A 25106-nucleotide genomic window follows, 5' to 3' on the forward strand; every position below is an offset into this window, starting at 1 on the left:
CCGGCAAGAGTCCGTGCGGGGAACCCTGAGGGAATCGGATTCCCTCAGGGTTCCTTTCTGAACTCAGGCCAAGCGCCGCGCGTAGGCGTCCAGCCGGGCGGGTTCGAACGGCAGCTCCGCCTGGGCCAGCGCGCCGCAGTGGTATCCGCCGAGCAGGTACCGCGCCAACGCCTCCGCGGTAGCCGGCTCGTCCAGCACTCCGCCGGCGGTGTCCGACGCGTAGTCCTGCAATCGTTTCGCTGCTGCCGGAGCGCCTTCGCGATAGAAGGCGTACGTCGCGGCGAACCGGGTCGGCAGCTGGTGCGGATGGAGGTCCCAGCCCTGGTAGAAGCCGTTCTCGAGCGAACGGCGCACCAACCGCAGGTGCTCTGCCCACGCACCGGCCAAGTCGTCGCCCACCGGCAGCCGGTTGGTCGAACCGTCGGACAGCCGCACGCCGGTGCCCGCTGCGGCCACCTGCATGAACTGCTTCGCGAAGTCCGCCGCCGGATGCGCCATGCTCTGGTAAGCCGCCCCGATGCCCAGGCCCGCGCTGTAGTCGTAGGTGCCGTAGTGCAGTCCGGAACACCGGCCGTCCGCGGCCTGGATGATCCGCGCCACCGACACCGTCCCGTCAGTCGCCAGAATCGACTGCGCGGTCTCGATCTGCACCTCGAACCGCAGCGCGCCCTCGGACAGCCCGTACGCGGACTCCAACCGCGCCAGCACCTCCGCGGCGGCCTCGACCTGCTCCACCGCGGTGACCTTCGGCAGCGTCACCACGAAGCCGCCCGGCAGCGGCCCTTCCTCCAGCAGGCCGGACAGGAACAGGTCCAGCGTGCGGATCCCGCGACGGCGCGTGGCGGCTTCGAAACTCTTGAACCGGATGCCGGTGAACGGCGTGCCTCCCGTGGTCGCGAGAGTGCGCCCGGCCGACAACGCGGCCGCGTCCTCCACGTCGTCGTCCGGGTGGCCGTAGCCGTCCTCGAAGTCGATCCGGAGGTCTTCGATCGGCTCGGTGAGCAGCTTCTCCCGGACCCGCTCGGCGACAGCCGGATCCAGCTCGAGCAGGTCCGCGTGCTCCACGAACACCCGCATCGCCTGCTTGCCCCAGTCAGCGACCAGGCGCGTGCGGTACCGCGACGCCGGCACGTACACCGTGTGCACGGGCCGGCGCCCCGGCGGCTCACCGGGATAGCTCGCCGCGACGCGCGCGTCGGCCTCGGCCAGGCGCGCGTCGGCCGCGGTGTAGACCTCCTCGGTGAGCCGTCCCGCCATTACTGGATGTGCTCGTAGGCCGGCAGCGTCAGGAAGTCGGGGAACTCGTCGGCCAGCGCGACCTGCTCGAACAGCTCGACGGCCGGCTTGAGCAGCTCCTCGGGCACCTCGGAGGACAGCTCGCCGCGCACGTCCGCGACGACGCCGCGAACCAGCTCCGCGGTGACCTTGTCGCCGCTGTCGAGCTCGGTACCGTTCTTCACCCACTGCCACACCTGCGACCGCGAAATCTCGGCCGTGGCGGCATCCTCCATCAGGTTGTGGATGGCCGCCGCGCCGTTGCCTCCCAACCACGACGCGATGTAGCGGACGCCGACGTCGACCGCGGCACGCAGCCCGGCCGCAGTGGCGCTGCCGGGGGTCGACGCGACGTCGAGCAGCTGGTCCGCGGTCACGCTCACCTCGTCGCGAGTGCGCTCCAGCTGGTTCGGCTTGTCGCCGAGGACCTTGTCGAACTCTTCCTTGCACAGCGCGACCATGCCGGGGTGTGCGACCCAGGAGCCGTCGAAGCCGTCACCCGCCTCGCGCGCCTTGTCGGCGTGCACCTTCTCGAAGGCACCCTTGTTCGTGTCCGGGTCCTTGCTCGGGATGAACGCGGCCATCCCGCCGATCGCGAACGCACCGCGCTTGTGGCAGGTGCGCACCAGCAGCTCGGTGTAGGCGCGCATGAACGGCGCGGTCATGGTGACCGAGTTGCGGTCCGGCAGCACGAACTTCTCACCCGCGTCGCGGAAGTACTTGATCACGCTGAACAGGTAGTCCCAGCGGCCCGCGTTCAGCCCGGAGGCGTGCTCACGCAGTTCGTAGAGGATCTCTTCCATCTCGAACGCGGCCGGGATGGTCTCGATCAACACGGTCGCGCGGACGGTGCCGTGCTCGATACCCAGCTCCTTCTCGGCGTGGGTGAACACGTCGTTCCACAGTCGCGCTTCGAGGTGGCTTTCCATCTTCGGCAGGTAGAAGTACGGGCCCTTGTCGTGCGCCAGCAGGGCACGCACGTTGTGGAAGAAGTAGAGCCCGAAGTCGACCAGCGCACCGACGGCCTTGCGCCCGCCGAAGCTCAGGTTGCGCTCGTCGAGGTGCCAGCCACGCGGGCGGACCACGATCGTGGCGTGCTCGACGTCGTCCTTCAGCTCGTAGTGCTTGCCGTTCTGGTCGAGCGTGATGCCACCGCGCACGGCGTCGTGCAGGTTGACCTGGCCGCCGACGACGTTGGCCCAGTGCGGCGTGTTGGCGTCCTCGAAGTCGGCGAGCCACACCTTGGCACCGGAGTTGAGCGCGTTGATGGTCATCTTGCGGTCGGTCGGGCCGGTGATCTCGGTCCGGCGGTCACGCAGCGCGCCGGGCGCCTCGGCGACCTGCCAGTCACCGTCGCGGATTTCCTTCGTCTCGGGCAGGAAGTCGAGCCGGCCGGTGGTGCGGGCCTCCTCGCGGCGCTTGCCGCGGGCGACGAGCAGCTCGTCCCGGCGCGCAGCGAAGGCGTCGTGCAGCCCCGCCACGAAGGCGAGGGCTTCCGGCGTCAGGATCTCGTCCCCGCGCTCGACCGATCCGCCGAGGACCTGGGCTTCAGACATGCGAAACACCCCGAGTACTGGTTTGGATAACGTCCCTACGGTTTTTACATCACGGACTATAGTTTCTGCATAGCGGAAGCTCAATCGGGGCTGTGAGGAGGACCACCGGTGGCGGCGGAGAAGAGCGGACGGGATGGCGGCGGCGTGCAGTCCCTGCAGCGCGCGTTCGAGCTGCTGGAACACCTGGCGGACACGGGCGGCGAGGCCAGTCTGTCGGAGCTGGCGACCCTGTCCGGGTTGCCGATGCCGACGATCCACCGGCTGATCCGGACGCTCGTGGACTTGGGGTACGTCCGGCAGAACAGCAACCGGCACTACGCGCTGGGCGCCCGGCTGATCCGGCTGGGCGAGAACGCGAGCACGCAGTTCGGCTCGTGGGCGCGTCCGCTGCTGGCGGAGCTGGTCGAGGAGGTCGGCGAGACGGCGAACCTGGCGGTGCTGGAGCGCGACGAAGTGGTGTACGTGGCGCAGGTGCCGTCGAAGCATTCGATGCGGATGTTCACCGAGGTGGGCCGCCGGCTGCTGCCGCACGGCACCGGTGTCGGCAAGGCGATGCTGGCGCAGCTGCCCGCCGCCGACGTGGCGGCGCTGCTCTCGCGCACCGGTATGCCCGCCTACACCGAGCACACCTTCGCCGACCCGGACGCGCTGGCCGGCGAGCTGAAGAAGATCGCGGGCCAGGGCTACGCGCTGGACGAGTCCGAACAGGAGCTGGGCGTACGCTGCATCGCCGTCGCGGTCCCCGGAGCCCCGGTCCCGGCCGCGGTGTCGGTGTCCGGCCCGTCCGGACGGCTCACCGCCGAGGCGGTCGGCCACATCGCCCCGGTGGTGCAGAAGATCGCCGACCGGCTCGCACAGCAACTGCCGGTCAGCTGAGGTCTCCCCGGGGTGTCACGACATCGGCTTGTCGTCGACCTGGACGCCGTACCGCACGTCGCTGCCGTCGACGGAGTTGATGGTGGCGGTGAGGCCGAGCTTCGTGGACCCGCTCAGCAGCTCGCACCGCATGTGCTCGCCCTGCACCGCCTTGATCGGCCCCGGACACACGATCGAATCCGGCCGCTGCCCGACCGACTTCTCCAGCGCGTCGGAAATCCCCTTCTCGAGTTCGGCCTTCGCCACCTGCCGGCCGACCTCGACATGCGCGGAACACCCGGACACCACCAACCCGGCCGCACACGCAGCCAGCACCACACGACGGAACACCGCAAGCCTCCTCAGGCCCAGACGGAACGGGGAATCAGATCGAGCAGATCGCACCGGAGATCCAGTGCGGGAATGAGCAGTTCGGGATCCCGGTGGTCGAACGAGGACGTCCGCTCCTCGGGATTGCTGTGCTGGTAGAACGGGTCCATGAAGTCGAGGTACGGACCGTTGATCGTGAACCCCTTGAACTTCCGCGGATCGGTTTTCAGGAAATGGGTCACCGGCGGGGCCAGCACCGCACGGGCGAACTGCTCGTCGGCAGCGGCGACCTCGAACCGATCGTCGAATTCCTGATCGCCGACCACGACGTCACCACGCCCGATCGCCTGGTTGATCCGGCTCGCGAGCGGCACGCCCACCCGTACCCGCAGCGGCGGGAAACTGCCAGGGAGACGTACCCATATCTCCCTCTTCCAGCCGTTGTCCTCCCGGTGCCGCCGGTAGAACTCCGCGGCGAGGAACGGACGGCCCCGATGCATCCCGGTGATGACGTTGCGCGCTTTGACCGCACGGGGCGGCCGATAGAACGGCTCTCGCGGAATGAGAACTTCGTCCACGACAGTACGATTGCTGCGCCAGTAGTCCGCGGGCGCGTTGACGGCCTCGTTGTAGTAGTCACAATAGGCGTCGTTGCGCACGTCGAACCGCCAGCCCCGCCGCGGCCCTTCCTGCCACAGCCGGCTCAGCGCACGCGCCTCGGCGCGATGGGAAGAGCGACTGTTCCAGACGAAGAACCAGGTCATCAGACCGGCGAACACGAGCGTGCCACCAATGACGATGACCAGGATGAGCGCCGTGCTCACCGCGCGGGCTCGTCGTCGTCGAACAGATCGAATTCCTCGAAGTACTCCTCATCCACCACGTCCGGTTCCGAGCGCTCCGGCTCCGGCGCCGGCGGCAGCACGGACTCCGGGCGGGAAGCACCGAACAACCGCTCGTCGGAATCGAGCACCCGGTCGAGCAACTCGGTGTCGCCCAGGCCTCGCCGCACGACGTCGGCCTGTGCCCAGGCCACGGTGGACTGCGCCTCGCTGATCGCCTGCATGACATCCGCCGAGAGCACCGAGGGATCCGTCTCCCGGGCACGCTCGCTGAAGATGACCGACGAAATGACCCCGCCCGGACCAGCGACCACGGTGACGACGCCGTCCGGCGAGGTGGCCTTGCCGGACGCGTTCTTCAGCTCGCCGGCAACGCGCTGATAGGCCTCCGCACGCAGGCGGTTGTCCGCCGCGGACGCGTCGATCGTTTCGATGCGGGCCAGCAGCTGTCGTGCTGTCTCGTTCATGCCTGCTCCGGCTCGATCGTGGCGAGGAACTTCTGGAAGTCGTCGATGACGTGTTCGAACTGATCGGCCAGCAAGGCGGACAACACGACGTGCAGCACCGCCCGCCGCGCCGGCTCCTGCTGGTCGCGCAGCGCCAGGAAGACCTGGAACTGGACCAGTTCCAGCTGCTTGCCGTTGACGCCGGCGATCAGCCGCACGGCCTGGGTGAGACCCGGGTTTTCCGCGGAACCGACCTCGTTGCGCCGCCCGAGTTTCACGCCCTGCGCACCGGCGTCACGCAGTTTGTCGACCGCCTCGTCACCGACCGTCGTGAGCGGTACGTCGTCATCCCGCACCTCGCCGGTGATCGTGATGTTCGCGACGAATCCTTCGCGGGCCGCCCCGGGGTTGAGCGCGACAAACGCCGCCTCGGGAGTACCGACCTCGCCGGGCGGAACCGATCGCCATCCGTCCGGCAACTCGAACACGATCGGGACGGGAAGAGTGCCTGCCACTTGCTGCTCCGAATCTGCTGTCTACACGAATCTGCCCGGACTGAGCTCAGAAGCCGAGGAAATCGCCCACCGCACCGGCCGCGTCGGCGATACCGTTGCCCACGTCGGAGGCCACGTCGGCGACGTCTCCGGCCACGTCCTGCACGGTATCGACGACTTCCGCCGGATCGATGGCGATGTCGAAACCGACCTTCCCGCCGATCCCGACCGCCACGCCGAGCGAGGCACCGATGTGGAACTTCCCGTCGTCGCCCATGCCGAGCTGGCCACTGGCCTCGGCCCCGACTCCGGCCCAGGCCTCACCGTGCACACCAGCGGTGACACCGGCGACTTCGGCGCTCGCGTTGCCTTCGATCTTCCCGCCGGCGAAGGCCTCGGCCTTTCCCTGCACCCCGGTCCAGCCGGCCGTGCCCTCCGCGGAAGCCTTGGCACCGATCTCGCCCGAGACGTCGCCTTTCACCGAGACATGGTCACCGTAGTGCAGTTCGCCCTCGGCACTGCCCTTGGCGAGATAGGCCTCCGCGTACGCACCCGCGTTGACTCCCAGATTGCTCGCGCCCGCGTGCGCTCCCGCACCGGCGCCCAGCACCGCACCTTCGATCTTGCCACTGCCACCGAACGTGCCGTCGCCGAACTTGCCGTCCAACGACCCGTCGAGCAGGGAGACGTCGGCGGAAGCGGAGACCGTGTCCTCGGACGTGTCGATGCCGAGCTTCTCGAGCACACCGCCCCACTTGTCGACGAGCATCCCGTCGGACTGCTCGGTGCCCCACTCGGCGTTCCAGCTCTTGCCCTTGGAGAATTCCCGACTTCCCAGGTCCTTCGTGAAGGTGCCGTCGGAGTCCTTCGTGAAGCCGAGTTTCTTGGCGACCTCGTCGCCGGTTTCCTCGACGGTTCGGCGGGCGGCGGCGAGGATCTGTTCCGCTTGGCGGGTCGCGGCCTGGCCGGGGTCGGTGAACGACGGCCACGGGCCTCCGGTGGCCAGCGACTGGACCAGCCGGGCGTTCCACTGCGCGGTGGCCGCCCGGGTGGCGGCCTGCCCCTGGGTGTACAGCTCGATCGCACGCTGCGCGTCGGACTGGCTCTTGGTCAGCGCGTCACCGTAGTCCGCGAGCGCCGCGGCGCCCTGGCCGAGTGAGCCGATGGCGTCCAGCCACTTCTTCGGCTCCGCTCCGAACGCCTGGCGGAACTCGTCGGCGGCGGCGCCGGTCCATTGTTCGGCGTCGATCCCGGACAGCTCGTCGGAGATTCCGGCCATCTTCCGGATGGTGCCCGCGAGCTGCTTGAGATCCCCCGAGATGAGCTGCGGTTCGCCGGGGACGAGTTCCTTGGGGTCGGTCGTCTCCCCCAGTTCGGCCGCCATCAGAACACCGGTCCTTCGCCGCTGGGATCGCCGAAGTCACCGGGATCAGCAGAGTCACCGGCTCCCCCGGCCGCGCCGGGGAACAGCTCCCGGGAACGCCGCGGATTCAGCACCCCCGCCGGATCGTCCTCGATCGACCCGCTGATCCGCCCCGTGGCCGCGCCGGTCCAGCCGCCCGGCGCCGGGCGGCCGAGGCGTTCGTCCAGCTGGGACGGGGTGAGACCGCCGGTGAACCCGCCGCCGGGCACACCGCTCAGGCCGGCGCCGATCTTCGCTCCACCGTCCAGCCCCAGCGCGTCGAGGGCGCGGGCGCCGAACGTGCCGATCTCGTCTCCGGCCTGCTCGTCGCCGAGCGTGTACCAGCTCGCGGCCCTGCGTAGTGCGTCGCCGTGTTCCCGGGCCTTCTCGATCAGCCGGTCGACGACGGACTCCGCGTCCTCGAGATACGTCTGCCAGCCTTGCTGCACGCCGGCGTGGCCGTAGTCGCCACTGGGACCGGGCCACGGCATTTCACCGACCCGGCCCACCGCGTCGCCGATGCTGTTCGCCGCATCGGCGAGTTCTTCCGGCACCGTGCCGAAACCACCAGTCATCCCCTCGGACCCCTCGATCACCGGTTGTTGATCACCAGCGATCAACCTGGCAGAAACCGGGGGTCGCCAGGGGTATTCGGGCTGTTATCACCCGTTCGGGTCAGCCGAGGAGGGCGTCCACGAACGCACCCGGTTCGAAGGGGGCCAGATCGTCCGGGCCCTCGCCGAGGCCGACGAGCTTCACCGGTACCCCGAGTTCCCGCTGCACCTGGAACACGATGCCGCCCTTGGCGGTGCCGTCCAGTTTGGTCAGCACGATGCCGGTCACGTCGATGACCTCGGCGAACACCCGCGCCTGGGCCAGCCCGTTCTGGCCGGTGGTCGCGTCCAGCACCAGCAGCACCTCGTCCACCCTGGCCTGCTTCTCCACCACCCGCTTGACCTTGCCCAGCTCGTCCATCAGGCCGGTCTTCGTGTGCAGGCGACCGGCGGTGTCCACCAGCACCGCGTCCACGCCCTCGGTGATGCCCTGCTTGACGGCGTCGAAGGCGACCGCGGCCGGGTCCGCGCCTTCCTTGCCGCGCACCACCGACGCACCCACGCGTTCGGCCCAGGTCTGCAGCTGGTCGGCGGCCGCGGCGCGGAACGTGTCGGCCGCGCCGAGCACCACGGTGCCGCCCTGCGCCACGAGAACGCGGGCGAGCTTGCCCGTCGTGGTCGTCTTGCCGGTGCCGTTCACACCGGCGACGAGCACCACGGCGGGCTGCTTCTTCCCGTCCACCTCGTGCGGCAGCGCGCGCACCGAACGCTCCGCGCCGGTGGACAGCGCAGCGGTCAGCACCTCGTGCAGCACTTCGCGGGCCTCCGCGGACGTGCGGACCGCGCGGCGGCCCAGCTCGTCACGCAGCCGCTCCACGATCTGTGTCGTGGTAGCCGCGCCGAGATCGGCGACCAGCAGCGTGTCCTCGACGTCCTGCCACGAGTCCTCGTCGAGGTCACCACCGCCGAGCAGGCCCAGCAGGCTCTGCCCGAACATCGAACGCGACTTCGACAGCCGTCCGCGCAGCCGCTCCAGCCGGCCGGCCGCGGGCTCGATCTCGTCCAGCTCGGCCGGCTCGAGAGTCTCGGCGGGCGCGACCGGCGCATCTTCCTCGACCGGTTCGATCGGCTCCACGGTGCCGGGGACGACCGCCTGCGGAGCCTCTTCCGGAGGCTCGGGAAGGGTGACGTCGCGCACCGAACGCTGACCGGAATCCCGCGGGACGGCGGCGTCGTCACCCACCGCGGGCTGCCCGTCGACCTCCGGCCGGTCCTCCACCGGATGCGGAGCCGGACGCGCTTCCGGCTCGGCTTCCGGTTCGGCGGCAGGCTCGGCTGCGGGTTCGGTCCCGGGTGCGGCCTCCCCGCCGGGCGCGAAGGTGATGCCGCCGCTCGCGGCGTACCCACCGCCCTTGGGCTTCTGCTCGACCTCGGCGCGCTCGGCCATGCTGATCCGCCGCCTGCGCGCGATGAGCAGCCCGGACACCAGAACGGCGACCAGGACGACGACGGCGGCGATGACGATCCAGAACCAGGTGCTCGACACCCCACCATCCTGTCATCCGCGCCCCGGCCCGCCCGGACACCCCACGCCGGGCACACCCGGCGGTACGCCAAGAGATAACCCAGAGGGTTCCGATTGGGCCAAGACTTCACGAAGTCGCTTGCGCCGGCGCGGCTGCCGGACTAGACCACTCCGGATGACCAGCCACCGCTTCCGCGTCCTCGGGCTGCTGTCGGGCACCTCGGCCGACGGCATCGACGTCGCCGTCGCCGAACTGCACGCCGAAGACGAGACGGTGGTGCTCGCCCCGCTCGGCACGTTCGAAGTGCCCTACCCCGCCGAGCTGCGGGACGCGATCCTCGACGCCCTGCCACCGCACCCGAGCAGCGCCGGGGCGCTGACGATGCTGGACACCCGCGTCGGGCAGGCCTTCGGCGAAGCCGCGGAGCGCGGGATCGCCGAGCACGGCCCGGTGGACGTCATCTCCTCACTCGGCCAGACCGTGTTCCACTGGGTCGAGAACGGTGCCGCGCTCGGCACCCTGCAGCTCGGCCAGCCCGCGTGGATCGCCGAACGCACCGGCGCACCGGTGATCGCCGACCTGCGCATCCGCGACATCACCGCGGGCGGCCAGGGTGCCCCGCTGGCGAGCACCCTCGACGCACTGTGGCTGCGTGGCCTCGCCGAGCAGACCGGACGGCCGGTGGCGGCGCTGAACCTGGGTGGCATCGCGAACATCACCGTGGTCACCGAGGGCGACGCGGTCCTCGCCTACGACACCGGACCGGCGAACGCACTGCTCGACCTCGCCGCCGCCCGGGTGACCGGCGGCGAACGGCACGCCGACGTGGACGGGCGGCTCGCACTCGCCGGCTCGGTGCGGATGGACCTGCTCGACCGGCTGCTGACCGACCCGTACTTCGCCGCCGCTCCACCGAAATCCACCGGCAAGGAACATTTCCACGGCGGCTACCTCGACACCGCGCTGGCCGGCCTGCCGCCGCTGGACGGCGAGGACCTGCTGGCCACCCTCACCGAACTGACCGCGGTCACCGTCGCGGCGGAATGCCGCCGCCGCGGCGCGGCGACCGTCGTGACGTCCGGCGGCGGTGTGGCCAATCCGGCCCTGATGGCCGCGCTGGCCCGGCACCTGCCCGCCGGATCGCTGTGCACGAGTGACGACCTCGGCCTGCCCGGCGCGGGCAAGGAGGCCTACCTCACCGCGTTGCTCGGCTGGTTGAGCTGGTGCGGGGTCCCGGCGACCCTGCCCTCGGCCACCGGCGCCCGCGGCCCGCGGCTGCTCGGCGCACTCACGCCGGGCCGCCACCCCCTGTCTCTTCCGGCCCCACTGGGGGGCGCCGTGACCCGGCTCCGGGTCGCGGAAACCGGCGCATCACGGTAGGAGAAAGCCCATGAACCCCGTCGATCTGGTGATCGTCATCGTGTACCTCGCGGCGATGCCGGTCATCGGCGTACTGGTCGGCCGCAGACAGAAGTCCGCGAACGACTACTTCGTCGGTGAACGCAGCATGCCCTGGTGGGCGGTGACGCTGTCGGTCGTGGCCACCGAGACGTCCACGCTCACCGTCATCTCCACGCCCGGCCTGGTCTTCGGCAGTGCGTTCCTGTTCCTCGAGGTGGCCTTCGGCTACATCATCGGCCGGGTGATCGCCGCCTTCGTGCTGCTGCCGCGCTACTTCCGCGGGAACTACGTGAGTGCCTACGAGTTCCTCGGCCGCCGGTTCGGCCGCGGGCTGCAGGGCACCGCGTCGGTCACCTTCGTGGTGACCCGGCTGCTGGCCGAGGGCCTGCGGCTGTTCGCGGGCGCGATCCCGATCAAGGCGATCCTCGACCACTACGGCATCCACACCGCCTACTGGCACATCGTGGTGCTGCTGACCGCGCTGACGCTGATCTACGCGTTCGTCGGCGGCATCAAGTCGGTGATCTGGGTGGACGTGATCCAGTGGTCGCTCTACATCCTCGGGGCGATCGGCGCGGTGATCTTCCTGTCCACCAAGCTGCCGGACGGCTGGATCGGCACCGCGGCCGACCAGGGCCGCTTCCAGCTCACCGACTTCGCGTCCAACATCGTGACCAGCCCGTACGCCTTCATCGGCGCGGTGGTCGGCGGTGCCTTCCTGTCAATGGCCTCGCACGGCGCCGACCAGCTGATCGTCGGAAGGCTGCTGTCGTGCAGGAGCCTGCGCGACGGCCAGCGCGCGCTGATCGGCTCGTCCATCGTGGTGTTCGTGCAGTTCGCGCTGTTCCTCGTGGTCGGCGCGATGCTGTGGGTGTTCACCGGCGGCAAGAACGGCGCCACCGCGACCGCCGTCGCGAACGGCACGATGCCCCCCGACGACGTGTTCTCCAACTTCATCGTGAACGATCTGCCGGTCGGACTGGCGGGGCTGCTCATCGCGGGCATCCTGGCCTCGACCATGGGTGCGCTGGCCTCCGCGCTGAACGCCCTGTCCACGTCCACGATCGCCGACCTCTACCAGCGGTTCACGCACCGTGCGATCGAGGATTCCAAGCTGCTGCGTCACGGTCGCATGTGGACACTGATCTGGGCCGTCGTGTTCGCGATCTTCGCCTCGCTGTTCACCAACTCCAAGGACCCGGTGATCCAGCAGGGGCTCGGCATCGTCGGCTACACCTACGGTGCCCTGCTCGGCTCGTTCTTCCTCGGACTGCTGATCCGCAAGGCCCGCCAGTCCGACGCGGTGATCGGGTTCGCCTGTTCCGTGGTGGGCATGGCGTTCCTGATCCTGTTCGTCAAGTTCGACAAGGAAACCACGGCGGTGCACCTGCAGTTCGGTTCCGCGACGAAGACACTCGTCCCGCTGGCGACCTACTGGTACACCTTCGCCGGCGTGCTGATCACGCTGGTCGTGGGCGGCCTGCTCGCCCTGCGCCACCGCGGCGCGGACCCGAAACTCGCGGAAGTGGAAGAGCCGCAGGAGGCCACCATCTGACGTCACTCGGGGAGTCGGGGGCCGGTGAGAACCGGCCTCCGCACTCACGAGGAGACCGGGACCGGTTCCTCTTCGGTGGTGCGCAAGCGCTGGGAGATGACCTTGGTGATGCCGTCGCCCTGCATGCTCACGCCGTACAGCGCGTCGGCGATCTCCATGGTCGGCTTCTGGTGGGTGATGATGATCAGCTGCGACGAATCCCGCAGCTGCTCGAGCAACCCGATCAGCCGGCGCATGTTGGTGTCGTCCAGCGCCGCCTCGACCTCGTCCATCACGTAGAACGGCGACGGGCGGGCCCGGAAGATGGCCACCAGCATGCCCACCGCGACCAGCGACTTCTCCCCGCCGGACAGCAGTGACAGCCGCTTGACCTTCTTGCCCGGCGGGCGAGCCTCCACGTCGACGCCGGTGGAAAGCAGATCGTCCGGTTCGGTGAGCACCATCCGGCCCTCGCCGCCGGGGAACAGCACCCCGAACACCGTCTCGAACTCGCGCGCGACGTCGTGGTAGGCCGAGGTGAAGACCTCCAGGATCTTCTCGTCGACCTGCCTGATCACGGCTTCGAGGTCCTTGCGGGTGTCCTTGAGGTCCTCGAGCTGGGTGGAGAGGAACTTGTACCGCTCCTCCAGCGCCGCGAACTCCTCCAGCGCCAGCGGGTTGACCTTGCCCAGCAGGGAGAGGTCCTTCTCCGCGCGCTTGGCACGACGGGTCTGGGTGGCGCGGTCGTAGGGCATCGGCGGCGGCGCGGTGACCTCCTCGCCACGCTCCTTCGCCGCCTCGTACTCGGCCATCTCACCCGCGCTCGGCGGCACCGGCACGTCCGGGCCGTACTCGGTGACCAGATCGGTGAGCCCGATGCCGAAGTCCTCGGCGATCTTGGCTTCCAGGGTTTCCAGCCGCAGCCGCTGCTCGGCCCGCAGCACCTCGTCGCGGTGCACCGCGTCGGTCAGCTTCTCCAGCTCTCCGGACAGCTCGCGCACCTTGGCCCGCACCGCGGTCAGCGCGGTTTCCCGGGTCTGGCGCTGGGCCTGCGCCTCGTCCCGCTCGGCCGCCGCGCGCTGCACCGAATGCTCGATCCGCTCCAGCGCGAACTCACCGGCGTTGACCACCGCGTTCGCGATCTCCGCACCACGCTGGCGGGATTCCCGGGCACGCGCGGCCCGTTCGCGGGCCTGCTGCTCGGTGTGCGCCGCGCGGCGCAGCGACTCGGCCCGCCCGGCGATGCTGCGCGCACGCTCCTCGGCGGTGCGCTGGGCCAGCCGCGCCTCGACTTCTTCCTGGCGCACCACGGCGAGCCGCTCGGCCGCTTCGTCGCGCTCCGCGGTGTCCGGGTCGTTCTCCACCGGCTGCTCGGCGACCGCGGCCAGCCGCTCCTCCAGCTCGGCCAGCTGCTCGAGGGCCTGCTCCCGGCTCTGCTCGACCTGCGCGCGCTGCGTGGTCAGCCGCTCCACCTCGGCGCGGCCGGACCGGGCGACCTGCTCCAGCCGGTTGAGCCGCTCCGAGGACCGGGCCTTGCGGACCTTCGCCTCGCTCAGCGACTCCTTGGCCTGGCCGACCTCGTCACGGCGGGCCTGCTGCTCGGCGCGCGCGCCTTCCAGCTCGGCGGAGTACCGCTCCAGCGACCGCTCGGCGGTGCGCAGCCGCTCCCGCGCCTCGTCGACCGCGGCCTGGACCTCGATCACGCTTTCCCGCGCGGCCGAACCACCGGCCACCCAGTGCGCGCCGAACACGTCGCCTTCCCCGGTGACCGCCCGGACTTCCGGATGCGCGGCCACCAGCTGCCGTGCGGTGTCCAGGTCCGGAACCAGCGCGAGCCGTTCCAGCGCCCGTTCCACCGCCGGCCGCAGCTGCTCCGGCGCCCGCACCACCTCGCGGGCCCACCGCGCGCCGCCGGGCAGCACCGGCCAGTCGGTGGTGTCCATAGTGGACGAACCAGTGCCGAGCACGATCCCGGCTCGGCCGGAATCGGTGTCCTTCAAGTACTTCAGCGCCGACAGCGCCTGTTCTCCCCCGGACACCGCGATCGCGTCGGCCACCGGGCCGAGTGCCGCGGCGAGCGCGACCTCGTGGCCCGGCTCGACGGTGAGCAGCGCAGCCACCGAACCGAGCAGGCCGGGCAGCTCCGCGGACGCGCCGAGCAGTGCGCCCGCGCCGTCCTTGCGCTTGAGCCCCATCGACAACGCCTCGACGCGCGCCTTCTCCGACGCGATGTCACGCTCCGCGCCACGCTCGGCCTTGACCAGCTCTTCGACCCGGGCTTTGGCGGCGTTGTTGGCCTCGACCGCGCGGTCGTGGCGCTCACGCAACTCGTCGTCGCCGGAATCCTCGACACCACCGGAGGCCTTCTCCTCCTCCAGCTCCTCGACGGCGATCTCGGCCCGTTCGGTGGCTTCCTCGAGCGACACCGTGAGCCGGTCGATCTCCTCGGTGGTCGCACCGTTCTTGCTGCGCGCGGCCTCGACCTGACCGGTCAGCTTCGCCATGCCCTCCCGGCGGTCGGCGATCGCCCGGACCGCGGCCCAGTGCGCCCGCTCGGCGGCCTGCACGCGCTGTTCGAGCTCTTCGCGCCGCAGCACCGTTTCGGCGAGCAGCTCCCGGGCCTCGAGCACACCCTCGTTCAGCTCCTGCTCGCGCTCGGCGACCTGCTCGGCCTCGGCCAGCAGGTCCTCCGGGTCCCGGCCGCCGGTCGGCGCCTCCACGTCGGCGGACAGGTGGCGCTGGCGTTCCACCGCCAGGCGCACGGTGCCGCGCAACCGCTCGGCCAGCGCGGACAGCTTATACCAGGTTTCCTGCGCGATCTGCAGCCGCGGCGCGTCCTCGGCCAGCGAGGCCTCCAGCTCGGTCTCCTCGGCGGACACCAGTTCCAGCGCCTGCTCGACCTCGGACCGGCGCTGCCGCGCGGTGCGCTCGTCGGCCTCTTCCCTGGCGATCGCGTCGCGCTGGGTGACCAGGTCGTCCGCGAGCAGCCGCAGCCGGGCGTCGCGCAGCTCGGACTGCACCGACTGCGCCTTGCGCGCGATCTCGGCCTGTTTGCCCAGCGGTTTGAGCTGGCGGCGCAGCTCACTGGTCAGGTCGCCGAGCCGGTCGAGGTTGCCCTGCATGTTGTTCAGCTTGCGCAGGGTCTGTTCCTTGCGCTTGCGGTGCTTGAGGACGCCCGCGGCCTCCTCGATGAACGCGCGGCGCTCCTCGGGCTTCGACTCCAGGATCGCCGAGAGCTGCCCCTGCCCGACGATGACGTGCATCTCGCGGCCGATACCGGAGTCCGACAGCAGTTCCTGCACGTCCATCAGCCGGCAGCGGTCGCCGTTGATCTCGTACTCGCTCGCGCCGTCGCGGAACATCCGGCGGGTGATCGACACCTCGCTGTACTCGATGGCCAGCGCGCCGTCGGCGTTGTCGATGGTGAGCGTGACCTCGGCCCGGCCGAGCGGGGCACGGCCCGCGGTCCCGGCGAAGATGACGTCCTCCATCTTGCCGCCGCGCAGGTCCTTGGCGCCCTGGGTGCCCATCACCCAGCGCAGCGCGTCCAGGACGTTGGACTTGCCCGAGCCGTTCGGCCCGACCACGCAGGTGATCCCCGGTTCGAACCGCAGCGTGGTGGCCGAGGCGAAGGACTTGAAGCCCTTCAGCGTCAAGCTTTTCAGGTGCACGTGGTGCTGACCCCTCTGGCGCTGGGTACTGGTCTGGCTACCGGCGTTCCGATCCGCACAGGTTACCCGGGGCGGACCCGCGATCGCGTCAGGCCGGGTTCCCGGGCGCGCCTTAGCACAGAGCGGGTCGCCTCGGCAACCCCGTGCGCCCCTTCCGTCACACGCTCACCAGACTCCCGCGGCAGAGGTAGCGGTGAAGCTCAGCGTTCGGTGAACCCCGTCAGGCCGCCTTTGGCCGGCGCCCAGCGCTCCACCACCCGGTCCACTCGTCCGGGTGAGGTCTGTGACCGCAGCGCCGCCAACAGCCGCGCACAGTGGTCCCGAGTACCCTCCGCCACGACCTCGACCCTGCCGTCGGGCAGGTTGCGGGCGAACCCGGTCAGGCCGAGTTCCAGCGCCCGGCTGCGCGTCCACCAGCGGAAACCGACTCCCTGCACCTGCCCGTGCACCCAGGCGGACAGCCGGACGGGCGTTTCCTGTTCACTCACGGGGTCCATCCTGCCGTACGCCGCCGACTGCGGACCGTGACCAGCCTCGACGCACGTCCGGGCGAACTGCCGTCCGGCGGTGATAGCCTCCCGGCCGGGGTCCGCGTCCGGGCACCCCGAATCCCCCGCCGTGCGGGGCCCGGACCGAGTGACACAGCACCGGGTGGCACCGAACCAGTGGCACCTTCCCGCGTCCGTAACCTCAGAGGAGCCTGCATGTCCCGCCCCGACGGGCCTGATCCGAGCGTCTCCGTCCCGGCCGCCCCGAAGAACACCGCCCCGCCGCCGGGCCGTGGCCGGTCCCGCCGGTCCAACCTCGCCATCCTCGGTGTGAGCGGTCTCGTGGTGGCCACCGCCTTCGCCGCGGTCGCCGAGCTGGCCGGCCCCGGTTCCCCCGCCGACACCGCCACCGACGTCCCTGGCCGTACCGGACAGGGCACCTTGCCCGGCACGTCCCAGGTCACCCCGGGCGGCCAGGTGCCGGGCGCTCCGGCGAGCACGCCCGGTTCGCCGACCTCCGGCGACTCGACGGTGCCCGCCACGCCGACCACCGTCGTGTCCGTGGGCCCGGACGGGGTGCCGACCACCAGCGTCGGCGTGCCGCCGCCGGGCAACCCGCCGGGTGGCGGTCCCATCGGCCAGCCGACGACCACGCCGCGCAGCGACCCGCCGACCACGCACACCACGCCGCCGGACACCCCACCGCCGGACACGTCGACCACCCCGACCACCCCGCCCACGAGCGACGACCCGCCGAGTTCCAGCGACCCCACGGACCCGCCCACGAGCAGCAGTGGCGGCGGCGGTTCCTCGAGCGGCGAGCCGACCAGCGACAGCTCGAAACCATCCACTTCGGACACCCCGCCGAGCGAGCCGTCGTCGCGCTGAGCCTTTCCTTGCCGGATTCCGTGCCGAGGCTTCAGAGTTCGAAGCGGTAGCCCATGCCGGGTTCGGTGAGCAGATGGCGCGGGCGGGACGGTTCCGGTTCGAGTTTCCGCCGCAGCTGCGCGAGATACACCCGCAGGTAGTGCGATTCGGTCTCGTACGACGGGCCCCACACGCCGTGCAGGAGCTGCTTCTGCGCGACCAGCCGGCCGCGGTTGCGCACCAGCATTTCCAGTACGCCCCACTCGGTTCTGGTCAGGTGCACCTCACGGCCGTCGCGGCGGACCCGCTTCGCCGCCAGGTCGACCGTGAACGAGCCGGTGTCCACGAACGCCTCCGCGTCGTCCGGCCCGGCCACCGCCGAACGCCGGACCGCTGCCCGTAATCGGGCCAGCAGTTCGTCCATGCCGAACGGTTTGGTCACGTAGTCGTCGGCACCCGCGTCGAGCGCGCGCACCTTGTCCGCGGAGTCGCCGCGCGCGGACAGCACGATGATCGGCACCGTGGTCCAGCCACGCAGACCCTCGATCACCTCGGTGCCGTCCAGGTCCGGCAGGCCGAGGTCCAGCACCACCACATCGGGTTTGGTCTCGGCGACCGCCTTCAGCGCCGCCGTGCCGTCGTGCGCGGTGATCACCCGGTACCCGCGGGCGTTGAGGTTGATCCGCAGGGCCCGCACGATCTGCGGTTCGTCGTCGACGACCAGCACGGTCGCCACCTCGGCGTTCATCGGACGACGCCCTCCTCCACACCCACGAGTGCACGCCCGGCGCAGGCCGGCAGCGACAGCACCACGGTCAGCCCGCCGCCCGGGGTGTCCTCGGCCCGCACGGTACCGCCCATCGCCTCGGTGAACCCCTTCACCACCGACAGCCCGAGACCCACCCCCGGCACCGAATCACGGTCGCCGCCGAGCCGCTGGAACGGCGCGAACGCCGACTCCGCGGCACCTTTGCCCCATCCCCTGCCGTGGTCGGCGATCCGCAGCTCGACGAATTCCGAATGCGCGCTCGCCCGCGCGGAAACCACCCCGCCGCCGTGGCGTAGCGCGTTGTCGAGCACGTTCGCGATCGCCCGTTCCAGCAGGCCCGGATCGGCCAGCACGGACGGCAGCCGCGGATCCACCTCGATCAGCACACCGTCCGAATTGTCCACAGTGGACAACGCGTGTGCCAGCACCTCGTCGTAGCCCACCGGGCGCAGGAGCGGGGTGACCGCACCGGTCGCCAACCGCGAGGAATCCAGCAGGTTGTCGATCAATCCGGCGAGCCGGTCCGCGGAGACTTCCACGGTCTCCAGCAGCTCCGCGGTGTCCTCTTGCGACAGTGACAGGTCGGGTGCCCGCAGGCTGCCGATCGCCGCCTTGATCGAAGTGAGCGGGGTACGCAGGTCGTGCCCGACCGCGGACAACAGGGTGGTGCGCAGCTCGGTCGCCTCGGCCTTGCGCTCGGCCGCGGCCGCGGCGGCCGCCATCCGCTGCTGGCGCAACGCGAGAAGCGCCTGTCCCGCAACGGCTTCCAGCACCCGCCGGTCCGCCGCGGGCAGCGCCCGGCCGCGCAAGGTCAGGTGCACGTCGGCCGTCACCGCGATGTCCACATCGGCCGCGTCGGGATCGGCGCACGGTTCGGGCCCCACCGCCGCGGCCTCCTGCCACTGACCGTCCCGCTTTTCCAGCAGCGTCACGGAGTTCAGCCCGAAGTTCTCCCGGACCTTGTCCAGCAGCCGTTCGATCGGATGCGGATTCGTCAGCACGGTACGCGCGTACGACGCCAGCAGCGACGCCTCGGTCCGCGCCCGCGCCGCAGCGGCCCCTCGTCGTGCGGCGGACGCGACGACCAGCGCCACCAGCACGGCGACGACGATCATCGCGACGAGCGTGACCACGTTCTGCGGGCTGTGCACGTTCAGCGTGTACAGCGGTGGGGTGAAGAAGAAGTTCAGCAGCCCGGCACCGAAAACGGCGGCGAGCAGCGCCGGGCCGAGCCCACCGACCAACGCGACGACGACCGTCGCGAGCACGTAGAGGACCACGTCGGTGGAAAACTCCACCGCGTCACGCAGCAGCACGCCGAGCCCGGTCGCGGCCAGCGGCAGCAGCACGCCCAGCACCCATCCGAGCGCGAGCCGAGACGGCGCCAGCGCACTCGTGCCCAGCCGCGCCCGCAGCCGTCCACCAGCGTAGGAGTGGGTGACCATGTGCACGTCGATCGGCCCGGACCGCCGCACCACGGTCGCGCCGATGCCCTCGTCGAACAGCCGCGCCATCCGGGAACGCCGTGACGTGCCGACCACCAGCTGGGTGGCGTTCACGCCGCGGGCGAAGTCGAGCAGCGCGGTGGGCACGTCGTCGCCGACGACGGTGTGGAAGGTGGCGCCGACGTCCTCGGCGAGGGTCCGGCAGCGGGCCATCGCGGTCGGTCCCGGCCCGGCGAGCCCGTCCCCCCGCAGGATGTGCACGACCTGCAGTTCGGCTCCGGCCCGGCTCGCGATACGGCTGGCGCGCCGGATCAGCGTCTCGCTCTCCGGTCCGCCGGTCACCGACACGACGACGCGTTCGCGCGTCTCCCAGGTGTCGGTGATCCGCTGCTCCGCGCGGTACCGCTGGAGTGCGACGTCGACCTGGTCGGCCACCCAGAGCAACGCCAGCTCGCGCAGCGCGGTCAGGTTGCCGGGGCGGAAGTAGTTCGCCAGCGCGGCGTCGATCCGCTCGGCCGGGTACACGTTGCCGTGCGCGAGCCGCCGCCGCAGCGCCTCCGGCGTGATGTCCACGAGTTCGAGCTGCCCGGCCCTGCGCACCACCTCGTCCGGCACGGTCTCCTGCTGGGCGACGCCGGTGATCCGCTCCACGACGTCGTTCAGGCTCTGCAGATGCTGCACGTTGACCGTGGACAGCACGTCGATCCCGGCCTCGAGCAGCGCGGCCACGTCCTGCCAGCGCTTCTCGTGCCGCTGCCCTGGCGCGTTGGTGTGCGCCAACTCGTCGATCACGGCGACTTCCGGGGCCCGGGCCAGCACCGCGGCCAGATCCAGCTCGGCGAACTCGTGCCCGCGATGGACGACGGTGCGCCGCGGCACGATCTCCAGCCCGTCGAGCAGGTCCGCGGTCTTCGCGCGGTCGTGCGTCTCGACCAGGCCCACGATCACGTCGGTACCGCGGTCGCGGCGGCGCCGAGCCTCGCCCAGCATGGCGAAGGTCTTGCCGACGCCCGGAGCCGCGCCGAGGTAGATGCGCAGCTCGCCACGGCGCGGCTTCGGGGTGTCCGGTGTGCTCACGGTGTTCAGTGTGCTCCCGGAACGGCCGAACGCACGGCAAGGTTGAGCAGGAGCACGTTCACGCCGGGCACCCCGATCCCCGCGCCCGTGGTGGTGGCCCCGACCAGCCGCCGCACCTCGCCCTCGGGCAACCCGGTGACCCTGGCCACGCGCGGGATCTGCAGGTCGGCGTAGGCGACGCTGATCGACGGGTCGAGTCCGGAGGCCGACGCGGTCACCGCGTCCGCGGGCACCCGGGACGGCGCGACGCCCTCCCTCGCCGCCACGCGGTCCTTCCGTTCGGTGATCGTCTTCACCAGATCCTGGGTGAACGGGCCCTGGTTCGATCCCCCGGAAGCACCTTCCGGGGCGGCCGAGGGCCGGGTGTGGAACCACGGGTCGTGCGCCGGATCGGCAGGCACCGGGTCGATGCCGATCAGCGACGAGCCGGCCACGCGACCGTCCTGGGTGACGAGGGAGCCCTCGGCGTGGTCTCGCAGGCCGGGAATCCGCCCGGCCCCCCACACCGCGAGCGGGTAGAGCAGGCCGAGCAGGATCGTCATCGCCACGAGCAGCCGCAGGCCCGCCCATGCCTGGTTCAGCGGAGTACGCACCGTTCTCACCCGATTCCCGGAAGGTGGCGCACGATCAGGTCGATCACCCAGATCCCGAGGAACGGGCTGACGATCCCGCCGAGGCCGTAGACGAGCAGGTTGCGCCGCAGCAGCGCGGACGCCGACGAGGGCCGGTACCGCACGCCACGCAGCGCGAGCGGGATCAGCGCCACGATGATCAGCGCGTTGAAGATCACCGCGGACAGGATGGCCGAGCGCGGCGTGGCCAGTGCCATGACGTTCAGCGCGCCGAGCTGGGCATAGATGCCGGTGAACATGGCCGGCAGGATGGCGAAGTACTTGGCGAGGTCGTTCGCCACGCTGAAGGTGGTCAGCGCGCCCCGGGTGATCAGCAGCTGCTTGCCGATCTCCACGATCTCGATCAGTTTGGTCGGGTTCGAGTCGAGGTCGACCATGGTGCCTGCCTCCTTGGCCGCCATGGTCCCGGTGTTCATCGCCACCCCGACGTCGGACTGCGCGAGCGCGGGCGCGTCGTTGGTGCCGTCGCCGGTCATCGCGACCAGCCGGCCACCCTCCTGTTCCTTCCTGATCAACGCCATCTTGTCCTCGGGCTTGGCCTCGGCGAGGAAGTCGTCGACGCCCGCGTCGCGGGCGATCGCCCGTGCGGTGAGCGGGTTGTCGCCGGTGACCATCACCGTTTTGATGCCCATCTCGCGCAGTTCGCCGAACCGTTCCCGCATACCCGGCTTCACCACGTCGGAGAGCCGGATCACGCCGCGTACGAACGCTTTTCCGTCGGCCGCCTCGGCGACCACCAAGGGCGTGCCACCCTGCTGGCTGATCTCCTCGACGACGCGCCCGGTCTCCTCCGGTACCTCGCCGCCGCGGTCACGTACCCACTCGCGCACCGCGGAAGCCGCCCCCTTGCGGACCGCGCGATCGCCGAGCTCGACGCCGCTCATCCGGGTCTGTGCGGTGAACGGCACGAACTCGGCCGCCGTCTCCGAGTCGTCCGCGACCGGCGGCAGCCCGTACTCCGCCGCGGTCAGCTCGACAATGCTGCGGCCTTCCGGCGTACCGTCGGCGAGGCTGGACAGCCGGGCCGCGCCCGCCAGGTCATCCACAGTGGACGAACCGACCGGGATCAGTTCGGTTGCCCGGCGGTTGCCGAAGGTGATCGTGCCCGTCTTGTCCAGCAACAGCGTGGACACGTCGCCCGCCGCCTCCACCGCGCGCCCGGACGTGGCGAGCACGTTGCGCTGCACCAGACGGTCCATCCCGGCGATGCCGATCGCGCTCAGCAACGCGCCGATGGTGGTCGGGATCAGGCACACCACGAGCGCGCTCAGCACGACCACGGACTGCTCCCGCCCGGAATAGGCGGCCATCGGCTGCAGCGCCACGACCGCGAGCAGGAAGATGATGGTGAGTGTGGCCAGCAGGATGGTCAACGCGATCTCGTTCGGCGTCTTCTGCCGGGAAGCGCCCTCCACCAAGGCGATCATCCGGTCCACGAAGGACTCCCCTGGCCGGGTGCCGATCCGCACCACGATCCGGTCGCTGAGCACCGTGGTCCCGCCGGTCACCGCCGACCGGTCACCGCCGGACTCCCGGATCACCGGGGCCGATTCCCCGGTGATGGCCGATTCGTCGACGGTGGCGATGCCCTCGGTCACGTCCCCGTCTCCGGGGATCACCTGCCCCGCCTCGACCACCACGAGGTCCCCGACGCGCAGGTCCACCCCGGGCACCCGCTCCTCGGACCCGTCCTCGGCGAGCCGCCGCGCCACGGTCTCCTTCTTCGTCCGCCGCAACGTCTCGGCCTGCGCCTTGCCCCGCCCCTCGGCCACCGCCTCGGCCAGGTTCGCGAAGAACACGGTGAACCACAGCCAGACGGTGATGAGGATGGTGAACACGCTCGGATCGGTGATCGCGAAGACGGTGGTCAGCAGCGAGCCGGTCCACACCACGAACATCACCGGGTTCTTCAGCTGGTGACGGGGATTCAGCTTGCGCAGCGCGTCCGGCATCGACGCCCACAGCTGTTTCGGCCGGAACACCCCGGCGCCGACTCGTCCGGTGTCCTCCTGCCGTCTCGTGGACGGTCGCTCTTCGAGCACTGTCATGCCAGAGCCTCCGCGATAGGTCCCAGCGCGAGAGCCGGGACGAATGTAAGCGCCGCGACCAGCACGACGGTGCCGGTGAGCATCGCGGCGAACAGCGGTCCGGTGGTCGGCAGCGTGCCCGCGGTCTCCGGCACCTTCTTCTGCCGCGCGAGCGAGCCCGCCAGGCAGAGCACCGCGATGATCGGCACGAACCGGCCGATCAGCATGGCCACCGAGAAGGACGCCTGGAACCAGTCGCTCGTCGCGGTCAGGCCGCCGAACGCGCTGCCGTTGTTGTTGCCGGTCGAGGCGTAGCCGTAGAGGATCTCCGAAAGACCGTGCGCACCCGGGTTGCCCAGTGCGCCGGTCGTACCCGGCAGCAGCAGCGCGATGCCGGAGCCGAGCAGCACCACGGCCGGCATGGCAAGCATCGCGATCGCCGCGCAGGTCACCTCCCGCTTGCCGAGCTTCTTGCCGAGGTACTCCGGCGTGCGCCCGACCATCAGCCCGGCGAGGAACATCGCGATCACGGCCATCACGAGAATGCTGTAGAGCCCGGTCCCGACCCCGCCCGGCGAAAGCTCGCCGAAGAGCATGTTCAGCAGTGCCCCGCCCCCACCGAGGCCGGACAGGCTGTCGTGCGCGCCGTTGACCGCACCGGTCGAGGTCCCGGTGGTCGAATTCGCGAAGATCGAGGTGAGGCTCAGACCGAAACGCTGCTCCTTGCCTTCCAGGCCGACCCCCGCGGCCAGCGCGGCCGGGCTGCGCGTCAACGCTTCCGACGACCAGATCACCGCGAGCATCCCGCCCCACAGGATCCCCATCACGCCCAGCAGCACGTGCCCCTGCCGCGGCTTGCCGACCAGCTGCCCGAACGCACGGGTCAGGCACACCGGGACGACCAGGATCAGGAAGATCTCCACCAGGTTGGTCCAGGCGTTCGGATTCTCCAGCGGGTGCGCGGAATTGGCGTTGAAGACGCCGCCGCCGTTTGTGCCGAGTTCCTTGATCGCCTCCTGGCTCGCGGCAGGCGCGAGTGGGATCGTGGCGCGGCTGCCGTCCGGATTCACCACCGGCGCCCCGGAACGCAGGCTCTGCACCACACCGAGCGCCATCAGCACGACGGCGAACACGAACGCCATCGGAAGCAGCACCCGGACCACGGCGCGAGTGAGGTCCACCCAGAAGTTCCCGAGCCGGTCGGTGCGCGAACCGGCGAACCCGCGGATCACCGCCATCGCGACCGCCAGGCCGACCCCCGCGGACAGGAAGTTCTGCACCGTCAGGCCCGCCATCTGCACGAAGTGACCCATGGTCGTCTCGGGGACGTAGGACTGCCAGTTCGTGTTGGTCACGAAGCTCACCGCGGTGTTGAACGCGACCGCGGGCGGCACCGGTCCACGACCGAAATCCCACGGCAGCACCGATTGCAGCCGCTGCAGCAGGTAGAGCACCACGATGGAAACGAAGGAGAAACCGAGCACCCCGGAGGCGTAGGTCTTCCAGTGCTGCCGCGAGTCCGGGTCGACCCCGGCGAGGCGGTAGAAGGCCTTCTCGACCCGCAGGTGTCTCTCGCCGGAGAAGACCCTGGCGAGGTAGCCGCCGAACGGCCGGTAGACCACCGCGAGGGCGGCCAGGAGCACGCCGACCTGGATCAGGCCGGCACCGACGTCACTCATCTCAGAACTTCTCCGGCCGTACGAGCGCGACGACGAGGTACCCGATCAAGCCCAGCGCCAGCAGGCCGCCGACCACGTCGGCCACGGTGCCCGCGCCGCTCACAGCTTCTCCAGCCCGCGCAGGACACCGGCGAGCACCAGGAAAACGCCGATCAGCAACACGGCGTACAGCAAATCCGCCACGAGGCACCTCTCAGGAAGGGTCACCCGGATCGGGTGGCCGTCAGGACCAGGCC

General features: G+C 70.5%; 21 protein-coding genes. 4 read left to right on the plus strand and 17 right to left on the minus strand.

Translation table 11 applies throughout. From position 1 onward, the window contains the following. Nucleotides 1-63: 63 nt before the first annotated feature. Nucleotides 64-1257, minus strand: coding sequence for a DUF6986 family protein (locus BJY18_RS13920; protein WP_184780382.1), 1194 nt, complete (start codon nt 1255-1257; stop codon nt 64-66). Next, a complete protein-coding gene (gene aceB, locus BJY18_RS13925; RefSeq protein WP_184780383.1) occupies nt 1257-2831 on the minus strand; it encodes a malate synthase A in 1575 nt (524 codons plus the stop codon). The genes BJY18_RS13920 and aceB overlap by 1 nt, the downstream gene beginning before the upstream one ends. Nucleotides 2832-2939: 108 nt before the next feature. Here aceB and BJY18_RS13930 point away from each other — a divergent pair, with 108 nt between their 5' ends. Beyond that, nucleotides 2940-3707: an IclR family transcriptional regulator gene (locus BJY18_RS13930; RefSeq protein WP_184780384.1), complete on the plus strand. Its 768-nt coding sequence runs from the start codon at nt 2940-2942 to the stop codon at nt 3705-3707. Between the two features lie 15 nt (nt 3708-3722). Here the strand turns inward: BJY18_RS13930 and BJY18_RS13935 are convergent, their stop codons facing one another. The 7 genes from BJY18_RS13935 to ftsY all read right to left on the minus strand — a co-directional run bounded on the left by BJY18_RS13935 (nt 3723) and on the right by ftsY (nt 9300). Continuing rightward, nucleotides 3723-4037: a DUF4333 domain-containing protein gene (locus BJY18_RS13935; RefSeq protein ID WP_184780385.1), complete on the minus strand. Its 315-nt coding sequence runs from the start codon at nt 4035-4037 to the stop codon at nt 3723-3725. An 11-nt stretch (nt 4038-4048) separates the two neighbouring features. Continuing rightward, entirely contained in the window at nt 4049-4840 is a 792-nt protein-coding gene (locus tag BJY18_RS13940; protein ID WP_184780386.1) for a hypothetical protein, read from the minus strand. Next, the gene (locus tag BJY18_RS13945) at nt 4837-5325 is read right to left on the minus strand and encodes a YbaB/EbfC family nucleoid-associated protein (protein ID WP_184780387.1); all 489 of its coding nucleotides are present in this window, start codon (nt 5323-5325) and stop codon (nt 4837-4839) included. Before BJY18_RS13945 ends, BJY18_RS13940 begins: the two co-directional genes overlap by 4 nt. Then, nucleotides 5322-5792 (minus strand): hypothetical protein, encoded by a 471-nt coding sequence (locus tag BJY18_RS13950; protein WP_312873839.1) that lies wholly within the window; start codon nt 5790-5792, stop codon nt 5322-5324. The genes BJY18_RS13945 and BJY18_RS13950 overlap by 4 nt, the downstream gene beginning before the upstream one ends. 73 nt (nt 5793-5865) lie before the next feature. Next, the gene (locus BJY18_RS13955; RefSeq protein ID WP_184780389.1) at nt 5866-7182 is read right to left on the minus strand and encodes a putative T7SS-secreted protein; all 1317 of its coding nucleotides are present in this window, start codon (nt 7180-7182) and stop codon (nt 5866-5868) included. Continuing rightward, the gene (locus BJY18_RS13960) at nt 7182-7775 is read right to left on the minus strand and encodes a hypothetical protein (RefSeq protein ID WP_184780390.1); all 594 of its coding nucleotides are present in this window, start codon (nt 7773-7775) and stop codon (nt 7182-7184) included. The genes BJY18_RS13955 and BJY18_RS13960 overlap by 1 nt, the downstream gene beginning before the upstream one ends. Before the next feature lie 100 nt (nt 7776-7875). Next, a complete protein-coding gene (gene ftsY / locus BJY18_RS13965; protein WP_184780391.1) occupies nt 7876-9300 on the minus strand; it encodes a signal recognition particle-docking protein FtsY in 1425 nt (474 codons plus the stop codon). Between the two features lie 154 nt (nt 9301-9454). Between ftsY and BJY18_RS13970 the strand changes: the two genes are divergently transcribed. Continuing rightward, complete coding sequence (locus BJY18_RS13970) at nt 9455-10660, plus strand: anhydro-N-acetylmuramic acid kinase (RefSeq protein ID WP_184780392.1); 1206 nt, start codon at nt 9455-9457, stop codon at nt 10658-10660. 10 nt (nt 10661-10670) lie between these two features. Next, on the plus strand, nt 10671-12236 hold the full coding sequence (locus tag BJY18_RS13975; RefSeq protein WP_184780393.1) for a sodium:solute symporter: 1566 nt from the start codon (nt 10671-10673) through the stop codon (nt 12234-12236). A 44-nt stretch (nt 12237-12280) separates the two neighbouring features. Here the strand turns inward: BJY18_RS13975 and smc are convergent, their stop codons facing one another. Then, a complete protein-coding gene (gene smc, locus BJY18_RS13980; RefSeq protein ID WP_184780394.1) occupies nt 12281-15886 on the minus strand; it encodes a chromosome segregation protein SMC in 3606 nt (1201 codons plus the stop codon). Between the two features lie 200 nt (nt 15887-16086). Next, nucleotides 16087-16383, minus strand: a complete 297-nt coding sequence (locus BJY18_RS13985) for an acylphosphatase (protein ID WP_184780395.1) — start codon at nt 16381-16383, stop codon at nt 16087-16089. Nucleotides 16384-16590: 207 nt separating this feature from the next. Between BJY18_RS13985 and BJY18_RS13990 the strand changes: the two genes are divergently transcribed. Next, nucleotides 16591-17262, plus strand: a complete 672-nt coding sequence (locus BJY18_RS13990; protein WP_184780396.1) for a hypothetical protein — start codon at nt 16591-16593, stop codon at nt 17260-17262. A gap of 31 nt (nt 17263-17293) precedes the next feature. On the opposite strand, the gene BJY18_RS13995 is transcribed toward BJY18_RS13990, so the two are convergent. The 6 genes from BJY18_RS13995 to kdpF are packed head-to-tail and all read right to left on the minus strand — an operon-like array spanning nt 17294 to nt 24973. Next, on the minus strand, nt 17294-17989 hold the full coding sequence (locus tag BJY18_RS13995) for a response regulator (RefSeq protein ID WP_221457715.1): 696 nt from the start codon (nt 17987-17989) through the stop codon (nt 17294-17296). Continuing rightward, the gene (locus BJY18_RS14000; protein WP_184780397.1) at nt 17986-20532 is read right to left on the minus strand and encodes a sensor histidine kinase; all 2547 of its coding nucleotides are present in this window, start codon (nt 20530-20532) and stop codon (nt 17986-17988) included. Before BJY18_RS14000 ends, BJY18_RS13995 begins: the two co-directional genes overlap by 4 nt. 5 nt (nt 20533-20537) lie before the next feature. After that, complete coding sequence (locus BJY18_RS14005) at nt 20538-21074, minus strand: potassium-transporting ATPase subunit C (RefSeq protein ID WP_221459249.1); 537 nt, start codon at nt 21072-21074, stop codon at nt 20538-20540. A gap of 56 nt (nt 21075-21130) precedes the next feature. Then, on the minus strand, nt 21131-23212 hold the full coding sequence (gene kdpB, locus BJY18_RS14010) for a potassium-transporting ATPase subunit KdpB (protein WP_184780399.1): 2082 nt from the start codon (nt 23210-23212) through the stop codon (nt 21131-21133). Continuing rightward, nucleotides 23209-24870, minus strand: a complete 1662-nt coding sequence (gene kdpA / locus BJY18_RS14015) for a potassium-transporting ATPase subunit KdpA (protein ID WP_184780400.1) — start codon at nt 24868-24870, stop codon at nt 23209-23211. Before kdpA ends, kdpB begins: the two co-directional genes overlap by 4 nt. Before the next feature lies 1 nt (nt 24871). Next, a complete protein-coding gene (gene kdpF / locus BJY18_RS36860; protein WP_184780401.1) occupies nt 24872-24973 on the minus strand; it encodes a K(+)-transporting ATPase subunit F in 102 nt (33 codons plus the stop codon). Nucleotides 24974-25106 lie beyond the last annotated feature (133 nt).

The organism is Amycolatopsis jiangsuensis (assembly GCF_014204865.1).
Taxonomy (GTDB): Bacteria; Actinomycetota; Actinomycetes; order Mycobacteriales; family Pseudonocardiaceae; genus Amycolatopsis; species Amycolatopsis jiangsuensis.